We start from the raw sequence: 17,940 nt of genomic DNA on the forward strand, positions 1-17,940 counted from the left end.
CTCCTCCAAATACTTTTATGACCTACATCCCTCACACATATTGCCATTGGTTGAATGATGTAAAAAAGTCTTTTAAAATATGTTAATACGATAACACAATTGGAAGGAAAAGAAATTATAATGTTTGAAAAATCAATTGAAAACTTTGAGATAGGAAATAAAGAAATCGTCAACTACGACGGAGGTGTTGATCTTCTTTACTCAAAAGAAATAATGTGATGGTCCAGGTGGACGGGGGCCATTTTCACCCCGTCCACCTGGACCATCAAGCCTTCCCTTCATTTCCAAAACCGTTGAAAAGATATACTCCAAGAACAGCATTAAATCCTATGGCAGAGTAAATGCTGAACCTTTCTGCTATGCCAAAGTACTGGGGAGGAAACGCCTGCATGCCGATAGGTCCCATCATCATCATGGCAAAGAATATGGCTGCCCAGATTCCGATACCTCTCACCTCTTTATTCCTGCATCCGGCAATTATCAGCAGGACAAGCGATGCTATTGAAAGGATTACCACAAGTGCGGTAACAACCATGTGCATTACTTCCTGAAATGAAGATATCTGCTTACCGGCATCATCAAGAGAAAACATCGAATAACCTACCTTTGATACCCAGTTCATTATAGTAAAAAGGTAGATTCCCACACGGAACATCCTGGTTGAAATCTTATTCTCCGATACATATATTGCTACGCATGTGGCACATACCACGCTTCCTGCTGAATATACAGCAGCGAGCCTGTCCCAAAGCTGCCTCGAAGGTGCCGTCTCTGCCGAAAGATCACTTACAGCGGATGCCATCCAGTTATAGCCCGGAAAAGCACTTCTGCAAAAGTATGCAGCAGCTGCGTATGATATAAGTGCAGCCAGCCCTGTAAGTCCAATCCAGTTAATCAGTTTCCTGGTCATTACTCACTCCTATCTGATGACTAAACCATCTAAATAAAACCCGTTATGTTCTTTGGAACAGGTCTTCCCTCTTCCACAAGCATCAAACTATTTTGGCTCTGCAATCATTTCTATACATCCCCATTTTTCACCCATAACCTCATATGTTTCCGGCTCTTCCAAAATACAATCTTTAAATCCGGCCGCTTTATAGCAATAATGTGCAGGCTCATTATTTTCAAAAAAACCCAGGGTAACCTTACTGGCGCCATATATTTCAAACGCATATGTGAGTGCCAGTTTGATCATTTCCTTTCCTTTGCCCGTTCCTCTTTGTGCCGGATCCACAATAACAAATCCTATACGCAACTCATCCAATGACTCGCGTGGATTTCTCAAAGTGAAAAAACCGATTATTCCATTCTCATCAAATGCAGTAAACGCCATCAGGGAATCTACAAATCGAAATTCTTCCTGAGTTATGGGATACTTGCCCATGATTCCTGCGCTCCATTTATAGAAGGATCTTTCATCTTTGCTCCATGAAATAATGGTCTCCGCGTCTTCTCGTTTATATGGTCTTAATCTAAGCATTATATTTTCCCCTTCCAGACTAAAAAAACCCATATTCTTCAACTGTATGATTTTCCGCTGAAATTACCATACGTCATCACTAAACCAGTTTCAATAAGCATCGCTATATTGTTCTTAAAAAATAGCACAATAAAAAAACAGGTCTTACACTTACACTGATAAAGACCTGTTTTTCACTGTTCTCCGTCAATTATCCTACATTCCCAATCCTACGAGTCTTATTTCATCCAATTGCTCTGCGCTCAATGTACCTGCCTGATAAAGCTTAATATATTCATTCTCTACAGATGAGTCAAGTCAGCGATAGTAATTAGTTACCATTCCAGTAATTCCATATTTATTGATTTCTCACTAAATCCGTATTTTGCATACATCTCATACGCCTGTTTATTTCTCGCATTCACTTGGAGTTCTATGCCGTCAGAATGTTTTTCCCTTGAAACTTCCTTTAACTTGTCAAAAAATGCATGACCTACTCCCGTTCCTCTGTATGGCTCGTCGACTGCCATGCAATCCACAAAAATAACATTCCTCGTCACATGTGAAGATGACTCTATATGACGATAAGTAAGTCCCATAATGCCTATAACTTTTTCGCCATCCTCCGCAACATAGAAAGTGTCCCCTTCCAGTGCTTCCAGAAATTCTTCTTTAGTAATTATTTCTTTATTTTCTTTGTATATATCAGGTCTCAATTCAACATGAATATCCTGAACCTGATTCATAATTCTAAGAACTGATTCATAATCTGTCTCTACTGCAAGCCTTATTTGCATCAGTTTTATCTCCTTAACTTTTTCTTGCCTTAAGTGAGTGACCACTTCAGCGGCATATTACCCAATCTCTCCCAACAAACTCCAGTTTACATTTTATCAATTATTTCATCAGATTTACGCATGTGATAAATCCGGGAAATATAATTTATCCTGTTCGATAGACTCAAGTTTTTTACCTCTGTAAAAAAGTCTGTAGTCATTTCCGCCTTCATATGCTTCAGAGACGCATTTATCCTTATCCTCTTCAAGAGGAGTAAATCCCAACATGAGTCTGGTTTTCTCAATGTCTATACGCTTTACAACATCTTTGAGGGCGACTTTTTTCCTGCACAGAATTGACTGCAATACAGGTATCTCTCCCTCTTCCAGCACGATAAAGCAATCAAGATCAGCGCAGTATAATACATTCTCCAGTCCTGATGTATAGAACATCTGCAGACCATATTTATTTATCTGTTCAAAAGAGGAATGAGGCTCACTGGTACGAACATAATCCAGATATTTTTTCTTTATGGCAACATCCATATCCTGTATATATCTGAAGGGCTCAGCGTTTTTATCAAAAGTACCGAATTCTTCTTTTAGAAAATACCTGTACTGATTTATTGTTTTAAACCCCATCTTACGATAAAAACCGACAGCACTCAGATTACCAAAGAGATAGATGCCGTCATAGTCTTTATCATACTCTTTGATCACATGTTTCATCAATCCGGCGGCAAGGCCTTGCTTTCTATAGTCCAAATCAGTCATAACCGTTCCTATCTGGATATAGTTTTTAACGGCCCCATTTTGCCTGAAACACATTCGATTGACAGATACATTGGATACTATTTTTCCTCCTTCCACATAGGAAAAAGGGATATAATCGCCTTCAAAATAGCCATTCGTACCCCATCCTTCAAAGTCAAATCCGAATGTCTTTTGAGTCAGTTCGTTCAGCATATGACGGTATGCGTCATCTCTCATGTAATCACTAATTAATTCCATTGTATTTTACTCCCTACAATAGTTTTTCCGTTAAAATCCGTTCATCTATCCTGCGCACGACACTATTGGTATAAGCATTAAAATACTTAAGCCAAAAGCCGCTTCCTGCCGGATTGATACTTTCAAAATCTACTCCCAGCTTAGTATATCCTTCTGTTTTCAAAGTATTAATAACAAAATTAAACAGATTCTGATATGTGCCTCTGCCCCTGTGTTCCGGTAAACAATATGCCCCCGTGATATGGCGGTAAACACCGCCGGATGCAACAAATGTTTCGCCTTCGTCTGACACTTCCATATAGGCGCATAGTTCTCCGTCTTTCTTCTCTACAAAGTAACGTTCCTTTTCAGAAAAAGTTAAAAACTCTTCCTGTGTAGCAGGTTCTCGATTCATAAAAAATGGACTGGAGCAGTAATGTTCATGAAGTGCCAAATGAAGCGGATAAACATATGCAAAATCTTCTTTGGGCAATTCAAAAAACTCATATCCATCGCATGAGGCGCAGTCAATTGGTTCCATCGGACGAATGGCATCCATGCACCTCATTCCAAAGCCATAACGAAAAAGTTGCTGTTTTGCTTCCTCATCATGGTCATATAAGCAAATAGAATGTGACAACGCTCCTGCTTTTACCCATTTTTTTGCAGCCGCCTGATACAATGCTGCATAGATCTTGCCGTGATTTTCCATGACTGCACCATTCGCACCCATGGGTGAAAAAACACCTCTCACATCAGTGGAACGAAAAGCATTCTCAAACGGTTCCACACTGCAAAGGAATCCGACCATTTTCTCGCCTTCAAATGCTGCAACGCCTAATCCATTTTCTGATAATTGTTTTAGTATCGGAATGCTTGATATTTCCGGAAGAGCCTGTATAAACTTCCTCTCATAATTGTATGTACTAAGGGCAATGCCCATTGCTTCCTCTACATGTCTCGGTTCAAAGTCTTGAATTATCATTTTTATTCCTCTCACATATTTATCCCTGTTAATATGACGTATTGTTGACTTCTTTAAACTTCTTTGCCACCTTCGCCCACTTCGCAATTTCCTTTTTCTTTCCATAGTTGCGAACATTCTCTGTAGTAAGTGACTTATAGAGCATATATCTCTCCTTAGGCAGTTCTCCGCTTTCAATCGCTGCCTTGATTGCACATCCGGGCTCTGTATCATGCCGGCAATCACTGAACCTGCACATAGCTTCCAGCTCTACGATATCCGAAAATGTATCTTCCAGCCCCTCTTCTGCTCTCGCTATTCCAATCTCTCTCATACCGGGAGTGTCAATTATTGAAACTCCATTTTCAAGTTCTATGAGCTGCCTGTGGGTGGTAGTATGTTTCCCTGTAGAATCGGAAGCACGAACCTCCGAAGTCTTCATGATCTCTTTTCCTGCAAGAGCATTTAGAAGCGTTGACTTCCCTGCTCCGGAGGATCCTAAGAGCGCGATGGTAGTTCCGCTCGTCATGTATTCTGAAAGTTCCTCAAGTCCTATATCATAAAGAGCGCATATGGCATGAACCCTTGCCTTGTCAGAAACACTCTCCACCTCTCTTATATATCTACCTGTATTGCTGCATAGGTCTGATTTGGTCAAAATAACCACCGGTACAGATCCGCCCTGCAATACAACACTGATATATCTGGCTATCCTGTTGTAGCTATAGTCCTCGTTTAATGAGGTAATTATAAAAGTATAATCCGCATTGGCCAGCATATACTGCATTGTGCGTGTCTTTGCCTGATCAGGCCTTTGCAGAAAACTCTTTCTTACGCAGACTGACTCTATTACAGAATCGCCAATTGGGTTGAATTTAAAAATAACATAGTCACCTACGACAGGAAGCTGGCTGGCCTCTGCCTCCCTGAAACTTCCCTTTAGTTTTGCAGGCACCTCTTTTCCCTGGAAACTGATGGTGTAAGTGTTTTTTTGAATCTCAGAAATTCTTCCTTTGTTCTCTGTTGATATAGTGTTTTGTTCAATATTTGTTTTCATTGTTTTGTCTCCATTTTTCTTCTTGTTATTGGTAGTTATCACATCTTTTTGGAGACCCTGTTTATGGAAATATCGCTTTAATATGCATAGAAAAAGCCGCGACAAAAATGCCACGGCTCAAATTGCTTAACGCCAATTTTCATATGATGAAAGACAGCAAAGTAAATTATACCGCTTTCTGATGATATTCATAAGCCGAGGGTCTCATACTATATTCAGTTACAATCTCTACACTGCTTATTCTCATTTCAAACATATATGATTACCTCGCTTTCTTTTAGATTTTTTACTCTTAGAGTTTATCAATAAAACGTACACATAGCAATAGTTACACTTATTTGGGTGTATTTTACACTGCATTCAACTCGGCAAACTGCCGAGTTATATCACACAGTTTCAGATGTTTCAAAATAATACTCTTCCAGAAACTCCTGCAAAAATTCATGTCTCTTTAGCGCTATTTTCTTAGCTGCATCTGTATTCATTTCATCCTTTAAAAGGAGAAGCTTATCGTAAAAATGCTTTATGGAATCTGACAATGGCCTTCCTACTTTCCCACCATAAGCAAATGTTCTTGCGATTCCAATCGCTCCAATGGCATCAAGTCTGTCAGCATCCTGAACTATCTTTCCCTCTAACGTTTCAGGACTTTTCCCTCTGTTATGGCTAAATGACACTGAGTTAATAGCCCGACAGACCTGTTCTATCGTTTCTGAAGGTATATCGTTACGTTCCATAAATGTCCGGGCATTCATGTTGTTTTCTGTATTAAAAAGCTTGTGGTCATCTGCATCGTGTAATAACGCAGAAAGCAAAACAACAAAACTATCTGCTTCTGTATACTCCGCAAGAATCATCTGTGCATTATGATATACACGCATAGTATGATCTGCTCCGTGCCCATCTGAATTCCCTGCAAAAAGCTCTTTAACATAACCTATTGCATCACTGATTATTTTATCTTGTTCCACTGCCATACCACTCCTCTTACTCTTATTCTTTAATTGTTATCATCCAGCCTCCTATCAAAAACTATGATTGATTCATCGTGTTCGCCTATCATCTCTACCGAAATCTTATTTACAATAGTCTGAAAGCTCTCATCTATATTTTTTACATATTCATAAGCATTGCTTAACTCTTGCTCATTATTAAGCTTACCTACAGTCATATGGGGAATGTAAGGTAATCCAAGATCATAGTCTTTAAAATGATTTGCATACAGTTCATCATGAATGCCTTCAATTATGTCTTTTCCTTTTTCTATATCCAAAAAGAGATAATTATCGTCTGTTTTACTAAAACCATGTAATACCAATTCAAAAGGCTTTACGTCCTTTAAACTGCTTACTAACTTTTCTTCTAACTCCTCATTTGACATTTCATTTTCAAACGGAAAAACCAGCGTGATATGAGGACGAACCAGCTTTGCCAAAGGATCGTATCGATTTCTGATTTCATTTATTATTTCTATATTTTTGAATTGTGGGAATATCATTATTGTTCTTAACATCTTTGCCTCTACAAATCCAGATTCTTGCTCATTTATATAAAAAGATTATGATCTCTTCTTGATATTTCTTCTTCATCAAACAATGCTGTCACTAAATCTTTGCCTACCACATCTCCTTTTTGTTTCACTCATGATTTTTTTGCGGATAGCCGCAATTTTTTAATGTACATCCAGCGAAATATTTTTTCTAGTCAGCACCTCCTCCAAAGCCTTATTTACCATATCCTTATTAAGGATTACTCCTTCCGGATCCTGGGCGCTGACAATCGAAATATAGTCATCATATGCTTCCCTGATTTCATTAGAAGTACTGTTTTCATTTATGATTGAATCAAAATATACCGTTGAAAATATTAAATCCAGGCTTTTGTATGTTTCACTATTATACGCGTCATGCTTATAGTCATTATTAGCATTTGAAATATCAAATAAGAGATTATCAAAATCATATTCCGGCAGGATATCATTTAGCGAATTATCCAAAACCGACTCGTAATCAATCACACTTCCGTTTACATACTTTTCAAAGCTGTAATCGGTACCATTTATCAGAACCTGCGAGTAGTTATTAGGAATCCTGTATGGAAGCTCCTTGGGATCAATTTCATATAAAGTATCAACAAACAACGAATCCAGTCCCTCTTCAAGGATAAAGCCATAGTTAACAGCTTTACAAAAGTCCCGAATAACTGTGTAGCCCTTATATTCGAAGTACAGATTGTTGAGCATATGTCCAATTTCATGCGGAATTACCGCATATACAATATCTTTATTTCCGTCCTTGTTCAAATAAACTGTATGAATATCAGGCATAAACACCCCTTGGCCATTTGGCTGCTGAATAATTGAGGTCATTTCAGATTCCCCAACATAAGCAACCTTCAGCATACTGATATTCATATAAAAAGGCCGAAGATCTATATTATAATTCGAAGCTTCAAGCTTATTGACAAAATCTTCCAAATAGCTTTTAAAAGTGTCGTCTATATCGGAATTATCCTGTATTGCCTTACGAATATCCCCATATTCAGGATTTTCTACATATTTTTGAGGCAAAAAATCAGTAAGCCTTGCAGAAGAGTAAACATTTATCCTTTTTAAAGCTTCATCAACAGTGTAATCATCTCCAATGATAAGCTCATTACCATCAAAGGGATTATGTGGCATTTCGACAGTCGTCTGCCCACAGCCATAGCATCCGATCAGCAGCATAATACAGGCAGCTGAAATACATATATTTTCAAACAATTTGTGCATACGCCATAATATCCTTTAATTACCAGTATTGAACTGATGAGTCACCACTGACCGGGGTATCCTGGGATACATCTTCCCATTCTCTTTCCTTTTTACCCTCATCCCATCCTTTAAGTTCAACCTTATTGTCAAGGCAAGCGATATTCATCTTTATATTAACCTCAGAGTCCAAATTTGAATAATCAACGGTATAGCTTTCCCGCTCGAAAACCTGCTTAATCCGTTTATCTATTTTTTCAGCTAATACTAATGCAAGCCCCTCTTTCTGTGAATCTTCGGAAAGATTCTGCATACGATTATCTGAGAAATTAATCATGCCATTCTGTACTTGTCCCTGCTTGATATCCTCCTGTCTTTCAAATCCATCATGAACCTCATAATAAACTCCGGCTTCTCTGACATGATACATCAAACTAACGGCATAATTTACGACTCCGGGATTATTCAACTTCAAGGCTTCGTATCGGTTTTTTAGCACATTGGCAACAGGGTCTACTACAAATCCCAAATCTATGGTTACGGATTCCATGATACGATTCTTAAATTCGTTAACTTTCATATCATATTCAGCAACCAGCTCTTCACCACGCTGCTTTGCTTTTGCCTGGTTATCATCTTTACCTGAGGAGCTTTCAGCTTCCTTCATGGATGCTGCTTCTTTGTCAATAGCCTGAAGTTTTTCAATGTAAGCTGCTTTTGTGTCGCTGATTTCCTGATCATACATCTTCAAGTTATTGGCTTTCTTTTTACCGCGTTTGATCAGCAGGAATCCTACTACAGCTATACCAACGTAAAAAAGCGCCGCGAGAAATGCATCAGAATCCCGCGTAGAAATCCAAGCGTAAACACCTATAATCACACAACCAACACTTATCACAAACAAGACCCAACCAAGACCTCCAAGACCTGCTTTATTATTTATAGAAAGACGATCTTTCTCCAGCTCCATCATTTTCAGATCATAAGCCGATTTTTCGGCATCTATTTTTGCCAGTCTTGATTTTTCGATAGATTCCAATTTTGTGTTTACTGTTTCTTCTCTTACTCCACTCCACTTTTGAATCTCATTCTGAAATATTCTATCCCTAACTACACTTTTTTCATGCTTTATTTCCATGTTAATTTCCCCTTTACACTATCCACAATTATTCCAATCATTAATCCCAACTCTGCAGCTGATTAAAATCCGGATTAAGATACTGCAGACGTAATCTCATCCAATCCTTTTTTCTCTCCCAATTCTTCCTCAAATCGGTGTCTGCAAAGATCTCAGGTAAACGCTCATCGATATACTGCTGCAATGCCATAGCAAATCCCGCTCTCTGATCATCCTCACCAAGATCCTGATAACGATGATCAAAAAAAGAGAATAGATATCCATGCGGAGTGCTGACCTCTCCGGCTCCTTTGGGCACACTATAATATATCCCTTTTGTCTTCACATCAAAATCAACTACTATTTCGTAAAATTCCTTATCAGCGTCTGTTATTATCGTATCACGGCATCTGCTCAACCTAGCCACAGCATCTTCGATTATAGGATTAAAATCCACACTGGACAAAAGAATACGATCACGGAATCTGACAGCTGCCGCCTCACTTTCGCCATCTACAGGCTCCGCATTTGCCATCTGTTCCTCCTTTAAGTTCTCTTCTTTGAGCTTAGCAATCTCTTCCTCAGCGTCACGCTCAGCCTTTTTAAATATTTCTGTATGCAGTTGCTGAAGCTGCAGATACTGACCATTCCTGATCTGCTCACAATTGTCGAGGTACCTTTTAGATATTTCATCTCTAAGCTCTGTCTTTCTCTCAGTTATATTCTCCCTTTTTTCATTATACTTATCCGAGGCCTTCGACGATGGAATTGTTAACACAATAAAAAAAACAACTACAGGTGCAATAAATACCATGATCGCCCAAAATCCATTCCATTCTCTGCTATATAAATAATAAACGATTCCGGCTGTAACTAAAGCTGATATGATAGCTCGTCTTGTATCTCTGGAATCAGTTTTATTTATATATTCTTCATACTCCTCCTTGCTCTCTTTATTTAAATCTTTTGCTCTGCTTTCCAACTCATGAATCGCTTCGTCTCTTTGCCTTTTGAGTTCTTCCAGATGCTCATCCACTTTTCTCTGATACTCTTTTTCTGCCTTTTCCAAGTGGAAAGCGCGAATAGCCTCTTCATTAATAATTTTCATCCCAACAACACTCCCTTATCGATTTTCACAAGTCCGCTACTCTTAGTAGGTATTACTTGAAATTGATTTAATCTTATCCTCTATGTCTTGCAGTTCTTTCTCGAGCCCCTTTTTCAGACCTTCTGCCTGATTGACGGCCGATTCAAGAATTTTGCGTGACGATTCAAGTTCCTTAACCATCTCCATGCTTATTGAATCACTTGACATAGCAGTAGTACATATAATAGCTGCGCGCTTCATATACTCCATATTATCACTTACAGAATTCTTATAATTTTCCAAAGCAGTAATCATTTCTCTGATTGCTGCTTCTTTTGCTAATGTTGATTCTCCCATCCTTACACCTCCATACATCAAGAAATTTTTGTCATTATCCAATCTGCAATTTTGCCGAGCTTCGATGATAACGTACTAACTGCGGTGCTTCCTCTCTCAGCAGCCTTTGTAGTCATTGAAATGATTTCTTCGGTTTTAAGTTTATATGCGCCCAAATCATCACCGACCTCCTCTGTTGTTTTCTTTAATGCTTCATTAGCATCAATAATTCTTTGCTGTGATTCCACTAACGCTTTCTGCATCTCATAAAGCGACTGCGCCCCCTCTTCGCTTATCATTACCGTAAAATCACCCATATACTACCTCCTTCTCAAAAAATAATCATTGTTCAATATAATGACGTTCACCGGTAATACGTACCGAAATATCAAATCCAAGTTCCATAGCAGCAATAATCCTATGTCTGCCATGACCGTTGAAACAATAATAGTCATCCCATTTATCTACTTTGGGAATATTCCTGGGATCAAAATAGAGGCTGGCACATGTGCCAAGCTCAGGGTCCTCGATCAGATCCGATAGATCTCTTCCCTGTGCTAATGCTTCTCTTACTTCTGGAATGTGGGATGCAATTTCCATATAAAAATCCTTGGTATTATCTCCCCAAAAAACATCAGGATTATTGACCTCATCCGGGCTGAACCTAAGTCCTTCAATCATGGTCGCAGAAATGGTTTTGGTCACCACGGTCTCATATGCCTGATATGTTGTATGCTCGTAGTCGTAATAACCCTTTATGAAACTCTCATAATTAGCACCTTTTGTAAAAACAAAGCCATTTTCCTGCTGTGCAAAAGAAATGTTTCCAAAGCCGGTCTTATCCGTAACAGAATCAGATCTTTGAGCGTCTATCCTCAAAGCTTCATTTGCGGATGCAATGACTCCTACGGCCTCCTCCTTCTGATATTCCGACACCTTAAGAAGTATCCATGATGCCAAAGAATTCATTTTCTGAGTCAATACAATCACGGCATCTCTACACTTATTTATCTGCATTTGCTGATCAGCTATAAAAGAATCCACTTCGTCTTCATAAACCCCGAGATCATCACTACCAGCCTGGGCAGTCTTCACAAGCTGTTGCAGAGACCTGTCTATTTCGCCGGTAGCTTTCTCTAATTCTTTTGCAGTAGTAGTAAGTGTCTGAGCCCCATTTTGAGAAATATCTACTGTAAAGTCCATATTACCCCCATTTATTCTTCACAAACCACACCATTTTTAACGCACCAGCCATCTAGCGGAACACCAGAATACAGATGAGCCTTAAAGGAATAGCCCTCCTGATTCTCCTGATAATATCCCACTGCTCCTTCAAGGTTTAATAGATCTGCTTTTTCTCTGACATATCCCCTTAAGAAAGACATTGGCATATCAAACAGTATCTGATGCACGAAACTATCCATTCGAATTCTTAGTCTCTCAATCATATTTGGATCAGGACAACAAAGCACAAAATGAATCCCCATATTTCCTGCTATGGCCCATAGCTTCTCCAAATCAGATGATGCATCATATAGTTCATTAGCAGGAATAACATCATCTTTTTTTTCTTCATCTACTGTGTTATTAATCTTAGCTACTGCATTATTATATTCTTCAATGTCACTGTCTTCAAAAAGACCTGACTCATCTTTTGCCATCAAGGATGCAAGATCAAATTCCAATTTTGGTACTACCATTTCGGGAGATGATATTGGCTGTTTAAATTCCCCTGCTACCGAAAATGCCTGTTTAAGGCTTTCGTATCCCAGAATTATCACTAATCTGTTCTGCTTTACTCTATTTTGAACAGCTTCAAGAAGATATCTTATTCTTCCACAGATAGCGGCTTCATCAGCAAAGCACTCTGCCCCATCCCAGAGATCATGATAGCGGTAATACACCGGATCCCTGTCATCACTCCATACCTCCACAGGATATCCGACACGCCTAAAACTTCTTGTAAGAGAAGCTAAAAGACTGGCATGTACCCTTTCTGAATTTTTGTTATTTCCACCTGCTCCGGTTACCAAAATATTCTGATAAGGCTTGGGAATCAGTTTAAAGAAACGAACAGAATAAAAGCCTCTGGGTGATCCCGGATACACACGAACATCTCCGGGAAGCAGCTCATCCTGATGACTGTCCTCATAGGCTTCTATCCTACTAAGTTCTTCATCAAATGTCCTTGGTACCTTGCCATCCAGATAAAGCGTGTTCTTTTCTACATAACACTTGGAATCATCTACTCTATCACCGGTTACAGGTGTCATTTCCGACTGCATGAACTCAGATAATTGTCGCATTCCTTCCAAGGCATCATCTGACGGTGACGGATAAAAATTCCTGATACGTCTTACAGAAAAGCCTGTTTGTTTGTCCGCAAACTTAACAATTGAGCAGTAAGCCGGCAATTCTTTTATCCATGTATCAACCTGATCTGTCATACTCATAGATAACACACCAATCATTTCACCCCTATTGGGGTTCATCAATGCGATTCTGTTTTGAATCTGAGCTTTAGCCTCATCGCGTAGTCCATGTATTCCATTGTTATAATTCTGACTGGCAAAAATGAATTTCAATCCGGGTTTTCTACCGGTTTGAAGCAGTCTTGTCATTTTCTTCTGGTAATCAAATTCATGCTGTAGCACATCCGACATGCGGGCAAATTCATCGATGATCACCACTATAGCCGGTAATCTGTCCTCAGATGAAAGATCTTTCACATCCTGAACCCCATGCCTGCTAAGATACTGTAATCTGTAGTCCAGCTCAGCTATTAGCTGATCTATAAGATCAAATACCAATTCTCTGGAGTCATCAAGAAGGATGTTCTTTATGTGCGGAAGCGGATATCTGATATAGGAGCTAAACTCAACCTTATTAAAATCCGCAAGCCACAGTTCCATTTCATCGGGGTGGTAATTCATTGCAAGTCCGGCAATAATAGTGTGCAGCAATGTAGATTTCCCACTTCCGGATGCTCCCATGATGTAAGTAGCAAAATTAACGCCATCAAAATTCATAAGTACCGGTGTTCCATTTTCATCAATTCCTATGGGAACCTCAATCGGTTCCTTTGAATCCTTCATGCGCTGTGGAATCTTAAACGGATAGCGTTCAAAATATGCTGTCTGCATAGATTGCATAGAGTCATCATGCTGAAAGAATTCGGTCAGTTCATCTCTGGTGATCTGATCAAATCTTTCCTCAAATGTAAAATCTTCACTTTTTCCTTCTGTCAGCATGACAAAACCAGGGTTTTCCTGAAGTCTGTCAGTAATGCGAATAGAGTTAGGATACTGATATTCAATGTTCTTAATCCAATCTCCCTTATACGCCTGATCCATACCGGACGCCTGATGAGCCCAAAGGAACTGTATACCGCATTCTGAGCCGTTGTATATCAGTCTTTGAATTGCTCCCCTAGCAGTTGAATCTATAGAATTTCCCTCTCCATCATTGATAATAACGAGAATATGAGATGTCTTTTTATTCGCTGTAAGTTCTTCACCCTCAAATAGTGCTCTGTCTATATGTTGTCTTCCAATAAGTGAAATCTTCTTTTCCAGTCCATCTACCGTTATACGAATATCATCATCGGAAACAGGTGCTGTTTTAATAGCACCCCCCTGCTCTCCGACAACAATTGAAAGTGCCCCGAGAAGACGTGCATTTCTATTTATCTGATCCAGAAAATAGATTTCAGAATTATTAGCGCCATACAATCTAATCCAGCTAGTGCACAGCTCTTGGAGCATCCTGCTTAAATGAAGTTCATTTAATGGCTGCCACTGCACAAAAACCGGAGTTGCCTTATCTGTTTTCAAAAGGACTGGCAACTGTATAGTTCCACTGTTTTCAGAATAATATTCAGGAATTTCCCTGGTAAAAATAGAATCTGTTAAATCGTTTGCGTTGCTTTTCCAGGCTTTATAACCAAGTGTAATAAAAGAGTGTTTATAATTCTCTGAAAGAAGCTCTTTCAGACTGATTAGCTGTTTATTACATAACCGGTTTGAAAGATATTCCTTAACCTCATGCTCTTCGCGAACAATCTCTCCTACACCCGCAGCAAATTTGTCCTTCACTTCCTGTTCATAGTCTGCAACAGATAGCTTAACCATAAAACCGGATTGAAGAAGTTCTATTCTCTTTTCTATAAAGGAAATATAACCGGCACATGTTTCAAGAAGCTGCGCCGCCATTGGATCGTCTTTTTTGTCATTATCTATTATTTGAAAAGCTGCCTTTTTCAGATAAGTAAGATCCGGCTCAATAGGATCAGCTTCTGCAGGATTCGGACGAGCAGATGTGTGATTACTAATAATTCTACCATGTTTAATCACCGTGTTTCTCATCTGATTCAGTTCTTCAAGCTCACGGGTATTATTCTCTGATTTATTATCGTATTCCAGCTGCGCACTCTCTTTGGCTTTGGCAAGCTCTTCTTCGCGCTTTTTACTAAGAACGGCCTTCTTTTCTTCATTTTGCTGTAACTTAACAGAAGCATCAGCAATTAAATTTTCAATTTCAGCCATGCATTCTTCTAGTTTTGAAATGTAATCCCCAAAATTATCTGCCATTTATTTCATACCTGTATCCATTGTTGTGCCTACCACCTTCTGAATTTTTAAGGTGTTGTAACATTCAAGCACTCATGAATAAGCATACCTCTTTTTTTTATTAAATAAAAGCATCAAAAATGAGCTGTGAAGAATGATTTCTCATTTTCACAGCCTCTTCATTTTTAACTAACCGGCGTTCCCTGTTTCACCTTATTTTTATGCTCATACATGAGTTTGTCCGCTTTGCCTACAACATCTCCCACTTTGTCGCCGGCAAGGCGCTCTGCTATGCCATAGGCGAAATCGATTTTGAAATCGCCGTATTTTTCATCGCATTTTCCCTTGTGCAGCGTGCTGTCTACTATGCCCTTGAGTACCGGTTTCAGAAGATCCTTGAATGCATCTTGAATGTCCTCAGCTGTTTGGATATCGTACTCATTGAGCAATCCTTGGATTACAGCCTTCTTTCCTTCTGTCATTGGTTTTGCCTTATAAACGTCACGTCTCTTGTTTGCCATAAAAAATGGGCCTCCTTGATATTTAAAAATTTTATCATAGAAGGCCCATGCCTTATATTAAATTTACAGAGATTTTTTCAAAGGCTCTTAATTTGGCACGTTTCAATCTATATTTCCGCTTTATTTATTTCTTATATAGTGTATAAGTATTGTTATCCTTGTATCCATTGTAATAAGTCCCATCTGAACCACACGTTCCTGAACATCCTTTTCATACAGGAACACACCCTGCTCTGCTCCATTTGCGATTGCAATAACACAAGGCAAAAACAATATAAAACATACAACCAGGCATTCTAATACAAGAATCATATTTCCCCCTATCACGATTTTCTGGTCACAAGATGAAGCCTAAACTTCTTTGCTGCTTCAAGCCCACAAACGGTAACTTGATTCAATTACATGATACCACCCGTTGTTAGATTCTGCTAACCATATTCATAATTGAAGGCCCATATCATTGATACAGGCCTAATCATTATTGTCATTATTATCTTCAAATATTCTATTCCATATACTATCTCAATCATGCTCAATTTCTAGTAAATCAAGAAGCTTTACAAATGTATCCTGTCCATCAAGACAAGTATCTATGAGCCATCCTTTTTCATTTCTCCATTCCTTGAGACCTCTGTAGTAATAATTCTTCTTGGAATCCTCAATGATGAATGGCACAATATTGTGTCTGAGGCATTCCTTTAATGCTACAAGCCTTCCTACCCTTCCGTTTCCGTCCTGGAATGGATGAATATATTCAAACTCAGCATGAAGTGCTATTATATCTTCTACTGTTACAATCTTTTTTAAATTATACTCTTTAAGAAGTGCCTCCATATGCTTATGCACTTCAGATGGTTTCGAAGTATCTCTGCCCCCTACGACATTTGCACGTTTTTTATAATCTCCAACCGCAAACCATGACAAAGTTGAATCCTTTGTATCATGCTTTATTATGTAGTGAAGCCTTTTGATTATATCCTCTGAAAGTTCTTCCTCTGCTATATCTATTACATAATCAATTGCGCGGAAGTGATGCACTGTTTCAAGAATATCATCAACAGGAACGCCATCGCCGATATCAACTGTATCAGTTTCGAAGATATGCCTTGTCTGATCTTCTGAAAGCTTACTTCCTTCGATATGATTGGAATTATATGTCATTCTTACCTGTAGCTCATGATAGAGCCCTCCAGGAAGCTTTATATCTTTTTCCTCACGAAGCAACTGCAAGATTTTATTATCTGAAACACTTTTCATTAAAAAGTCAGGATCTTTTCCGAGATATGCTGCTATCTTTTTTATGCTTCTTGGCGACAACTTCTTACCCTTTGCAATTTTAGCCACAGTCCTTGTAGACAGACCAAGCTCAGTTGAAAGCTCAGTCTTACCAATTCCTCTTTCCTTTAGTGCATTTTCCAAACCTTCATATGAGATCATATTGTACTTCCCTCCATAATCTTTACTTATTTTACCTTTTGATCCCCAAAAAGTAAAGATTATGAAAGACTTTTGTATAAAAAGTAAAGCTAAGAAAATAGCCAGTCCTGCAGTTTTACAGAATTGGCTATAAGTACATTCTATTCAGATTTTATGTTCCAACATTCATCCTGATAAACTGCGATTTATAGTTCCATCTTCAAATACCCGCATGTAAGCGGAAAGAAATCACATTTTACTGTTTTCCATAACTATTACTTCTCCATTACGGAAAAGAGTTCGGTTTTTTGATGGCTTGTAGCCGAAGTGCTTCATCTGCGAAATCAGAGTGTGCATAAAAAAGCCATGTGTCACTACTGCTATATCCTCATCAAATTCTGAGATCACTCCCGCAAATTCAGAGGCTCTTCCTACAGTTTTCCGCCTCGTTTCCGGTTGCCTTTTACTGTTCCAAAACCATTGTAATCGTCCAAACATATACCAGAAGAGTGTGGGCAATCTACGCTTTATGTTAAATGCAGATCTTAACGGAACTTCATTGATCAAACCCGTCCTGTAAAAATCCCTATCTCCAAATATCAGCCTCGCAGTCTACAGGCTTCGATCAAGCTCACTGACATAAACCCGTTGTCCATCATGAACTACCTCACCGACTCTGCGTCGGAAAGGGTTTCTGTTATGCCGCTGTGCGGCATGAACCTTCAGTCTGCCTATGGCATCCTGAAGAACATGGCATGTCCACTATGCCCCTATCCCATTGTGTTACCTTTGGGAATACTTTTCTCAAGATATTTGCAGCCCCGTTTATGTCTGCATTTGTGAGTGTTCCATCGTAGTGCCTGTAGAGTCCTCTTTTTATCCTTCTTCCTGAAAAAG

The 17,940-nt window shown here is 39.0% G+C and carries 18 protein-coding genes and 1 pseudogene; all 19 read right to left on the reverse strand.

Annotation, left to right across the window (positions count from 1 at the left end; translation table 11 throughout):
* Nucleotides 1–265 precede the first annotated feature (265 nt).
* A complete protein-coding gene (locus tag G610_RS22835; RefSeq protein WP_035797943.1) occupies nt 266–910 on the reverse strand; it encodes a DUF998 domain-containing protein in 645 nt (214 codons plus the stop codon).
* Between the two features lie 87 nt (nt 911–997).
* The gene (locus G610_RS0117720) at nt 998–1,483 is read right to left on the reverse strand and encodes a GNAT family N-acetyltransferase (protein ID WP_026525840.1); all 486 of its coding nucleotides are present in this window, start codon (nt 1,481–1,483) and stop codon (nt 998–1,000) included.
* Nucleotides 1,484–1,797: 314 nt separating this feature from the next.
* Entirely contained in the window at nt 1,798–2,259 is a 462-nt protein-coding gene (locus tag G610_RS0117725; protein WP_035797945.1) for a GNAT family N-acetyltransferase, read from the reverse strand.
* A 114-nt stretch (nt 2,260–2,373) separates the two neighbouring features.
* Entirely contained in the window at nt 2,374–3,249 is an 876-nt protein-coding gene (locus tag G610_RS0117730) for a GNAT family N-acetyltransferase (protein WP_026525842.1), read from the reverse strand.
* Between the two features lie 13 nt (nt 3,250–3,262).
* On the reverse strand, nt 3,263–4,228 hold the full coding sequence (locus G610_RS0117735; protein ID WP_242829678.1) for a GNAT family N-acetyltransferase: 966 nt from the start codon (nt 4,226–4,228) through the stop codon (nt 3,263–3,265).
* 13 nt (nt 4,229–4,241) lie between these two features.
* Nucleotides 4,242–5,249 carry a ribosome small subunit-dependent GTPase A gene (rsgA, locus tag G610_RS0117740; RefSeq protein WP_051198109.1) on the reverse strand — a complete coding sequence of 336 codons (1,008 nt, stop codon included), beginning with the start codon at nt 5,247–5,249 and terminating at the stop codon, nt 4,242–4,244.
* 386 nt (nt 5,250–5,635) lie between these two features.
* Complete coding sequence (locus G610_RS0117745) at nt 5,636–6,226, reverse strand: HD domain-containing protein (RefSeq protein ID WP_035797947.1); 591 nt, start codon at nt 6,224–6,226, stop codon at nt 5,636–5,638.
* A gap of 23 nt (nt 6,227–6,249) precedes the next feature.
* Nucleotides 6,250–6,762: a 2'-5' RNA ligase family protein gene (locus G610_RS0117750; protein ID WP_026525846.1), complete on the reverse strand. Its 513-nt coding sequence runs from the start codon at nt 6,760–6,762 to the stop codon at nt 6,250–6,252.
* 159 nt (nt 6,763–6,921) lie between these two features.
* Nucleotides 6,922–8,019 (reverse strand): hypothetical protein, encoded by a 1,098-nt coding sequence (locus G610_RS0117755; protein WP_026525847.1) that lies wholly within the window; start codon nt 8,017–8,019, stop codon nt 6,922–6,924.
* A gap of 19 nt (nt 8,020–8,038) precedes the next feature.
* A complete protein-coding gene (locus tag G610_RS0117760) occupies nt 8,039–9,136 on the reverse strand; it encodes a hypothetical protein (RefSeq protein WP_026525848.1) in 1,098 nt (365 codons plus the stop codon).
* A 40-nt stretch (nt 9,137–9,176) separates the two neighbouring features.
* Complete coding sequence (locus tag G610_RS0117765) at nt 9,177–10,223, reverse strand: hypothetical protein (protein WP_026525849.1); 1,047 nt, start codon at nt 10,221–10,223, stop codon at nt 9,177–9,179.
* A 42-nt stretch (nt 10,224–10,265) separates the two neighbouring features.
* Nucleotides 10,266–10,559 (reverse strand): hypothetical protein, encoded by a 294-nt coding sequence (locus G610_RS0117770; protein ID WP_026525850.1) that lies wholly within the window; start codon nt 10,557–10,559, stop codon nt 10,266–10,268.
* A gap of 17 nt (nt 10,560–10,576) precedes the next feature.
* Nucleotides 10,577–10,855 (reverse strand): hypothetical protein, encoded by a 279-nt coding sequence (locus tag G610_RS0117775; RefSeq protein WP_026525851.1) that lies wholly within the window; start codon nt 10,853–10,855, stop codon nt 10,577–10,579.
* 25 nt (nt 10,856–10,880) lie between these two features.
* Complete coding sequence (locus G610_RS0117780; protein ID WP_026525852.1) at nt 10,881–11,741, reverse strand: hypothetical protein; 861 nt, start codon at nt 11,739–11,741, stop codon at nt 10,881–10,883.
* 11 nt (nt 11,742–11,752) lie between these two features.
* Nucleotides 11,753–15,082, reverse strand: a complete 3,330-nt coding sequence (locus G610_RS0117785) for an FtsK/SpoIIIE domain-containing protein (RefSeq protein WP_196809868.1) — start codon at nt 15,080–15,082, stop codon at nt 11,753–11,755.
* A 209-nt stretch (nt 15,083–15,291) separates the two neighbouring features.
* On the reverse strand, nt 15,292–15,627 hold the full coding sequence (locus G610_RS23365; RefSeq protein ID WP_081667596.1) for a hypothetical protein: 336 nt from the start codon (nt 15,625–15,627) through the stop codon (nt 15,292–15,294).
* Between the two features lie 120 nt (nt 15,628–15,747).
* Nucleotides 15,748–15,939 (reverse strand): hypothetical protein, encoded by a 192-nt coding sequence (locus G610_RS0117795; protein WP_026525854.1) that lies wholly within the window; start codon nt 15,937–15,939, stop codon nt 15,748–15,750.
* 210 nt (nt 15,940–16,149) lie between these two features.
* A complete protein-coding gene (locus G610_RS0117800) occupies nt 16,150–17,064 on the reverse strand; it encodes a Fic family protein (protein WP_026525855.1) in 915 nt (304 codons plus the stop codon).
* Nucleotides 17,065–17,740: 676 nt separating this feature from the next.
* Nucleotides 17,741–17,940: pseudogene (locus tag G610_RS23400) on the reverse strand (RNA-guided endonuclease InsQ/TnpB family protein); the annotation flags it as partial.

Origin of the sequence: Butyrivibrio sp. MB2005, from assembly GCF_000424285.1 — a bacterium.
GTDB lineage: Bacteria > Bacillota > Clostridia > Lachnospirales > Lachnospiraceae > Butyrivibrio.

Bases quoted from the DNA above. Each gene is read 5' to 3' on its own strand.
- G610_RS22835 (WP_035797943.1), bottom strand. From the start codon at position 910: ATGACCAGGAAACTGATTAACTGGATTGGACTTACAGGGCTGGCTGCA.
- G610_RS0117770 (WP_026525850.1), bottom strand. From the start codon at position 10,559: ATGGGAGAATCAACATTAGCAAAAGAAGCAGCAATCAGAGAAATGATT.
- G610_RS0117765 (WP_026525849.1), bottom strand. From the start codon at position 10,223: ATGAAAATTATTAATGAAGAGGCTATTCGCGCTTTCCACTTGGAAAAG.
- rsgA (WP_051198109.1), bottom strand. From the start codon at position 5,249: ATGAAAACAAATATTGAACAAAACACTATATCAACAGAGAACAAAGGA.
- G610_RS0117780 (WP_026525852.1), bottom strand. From the start codon at position 11,741: ATGGACTTTACAGTAGATATTTCTCAAAATGGGGCTCAGACACTTACT.
- G610_RS0117775 (WP_026525851.1), bottom strand. From the start codon at position 10,855: ATGGGTGATTTTACGGTAATGATAAGCGAAGAGGGGGCGCAGTCGCTT.
- G610_RS0117745 (WP_035797947.1), bottom strand. From the start codon at position 6,226: ATGGCAGTGGAACAAGATAAAATAATCAGTGATGCAATAGGTTATGTT.
- G610_RS23365 (WP_081667596.1), bottom strand. From the start codon at position 15,627: ATGGCAAACAAGAGACGTGACGTTTATAAGGCAAAACCAATGACAGAA.
- G610_RS0117800 (WP_026525855.1), bottom strand. From the start codon at position 17,064: ATGATCTCATATGAAGGTTTGGAAAATGCACTAAAGGAAAGAGGAATT.
- G610_RS0117785 (WP_196809868.1), bottom strand. From the start codon at position 15,082: ATGGCTGAAATTGAAAATTTAATTGCTGATGCTTCTGTTAAGTTACAG.
- G610_RS0117760 (WP_026525848.1), bottom strand. From the start codon at position 9,136: ATGGAAATAAAGCATGAAAAAAGTGTAGTTAGGGATAGAATATTTCAG.
- G610_RS0117720 (WP_026525840.1), bottom strand. From the start codon at position 1,483: ATGCTTAGATTAAGACCATATAAACGAGAAGACGCGGAGACCATTATT.
- G610_RS0117795 (WP_026525854.1), bottom strand. From the start codon at position 15,939: ATGATTCTTGTATTAGAATGCCTGGTTGTATGTTTTATATTGTTTTTG.
- G610_RS0117730 (WP_026525842.1), bottom strand. From the start codon at position 3,249: ATGGAATTAATTAGTGATTACATGAGAGATGACGCATACCGTCATATG.
- G610_RS0117750 (WP_026525846.1), bottom strand. From the start codon at position 6,762: ATGTTAAGAACAATAATGATATTCCCACAATTCAAAAATATAGAAATA.
- G610_RS0117725 (WP_035797945.1), bottom strand. From the start codon at position 2,259: ATGCAAATAAGGCTTGCAGTAGAGACAGATTATGAATCAGTTCTTAGA.
- G610_RS0117755 (WP_026525847.1), bottom strand. From the start codon at position 8,019: ATGCACAAATTGTTTGAAAATATATGTATTTCAGCTGCCTGTATTATG.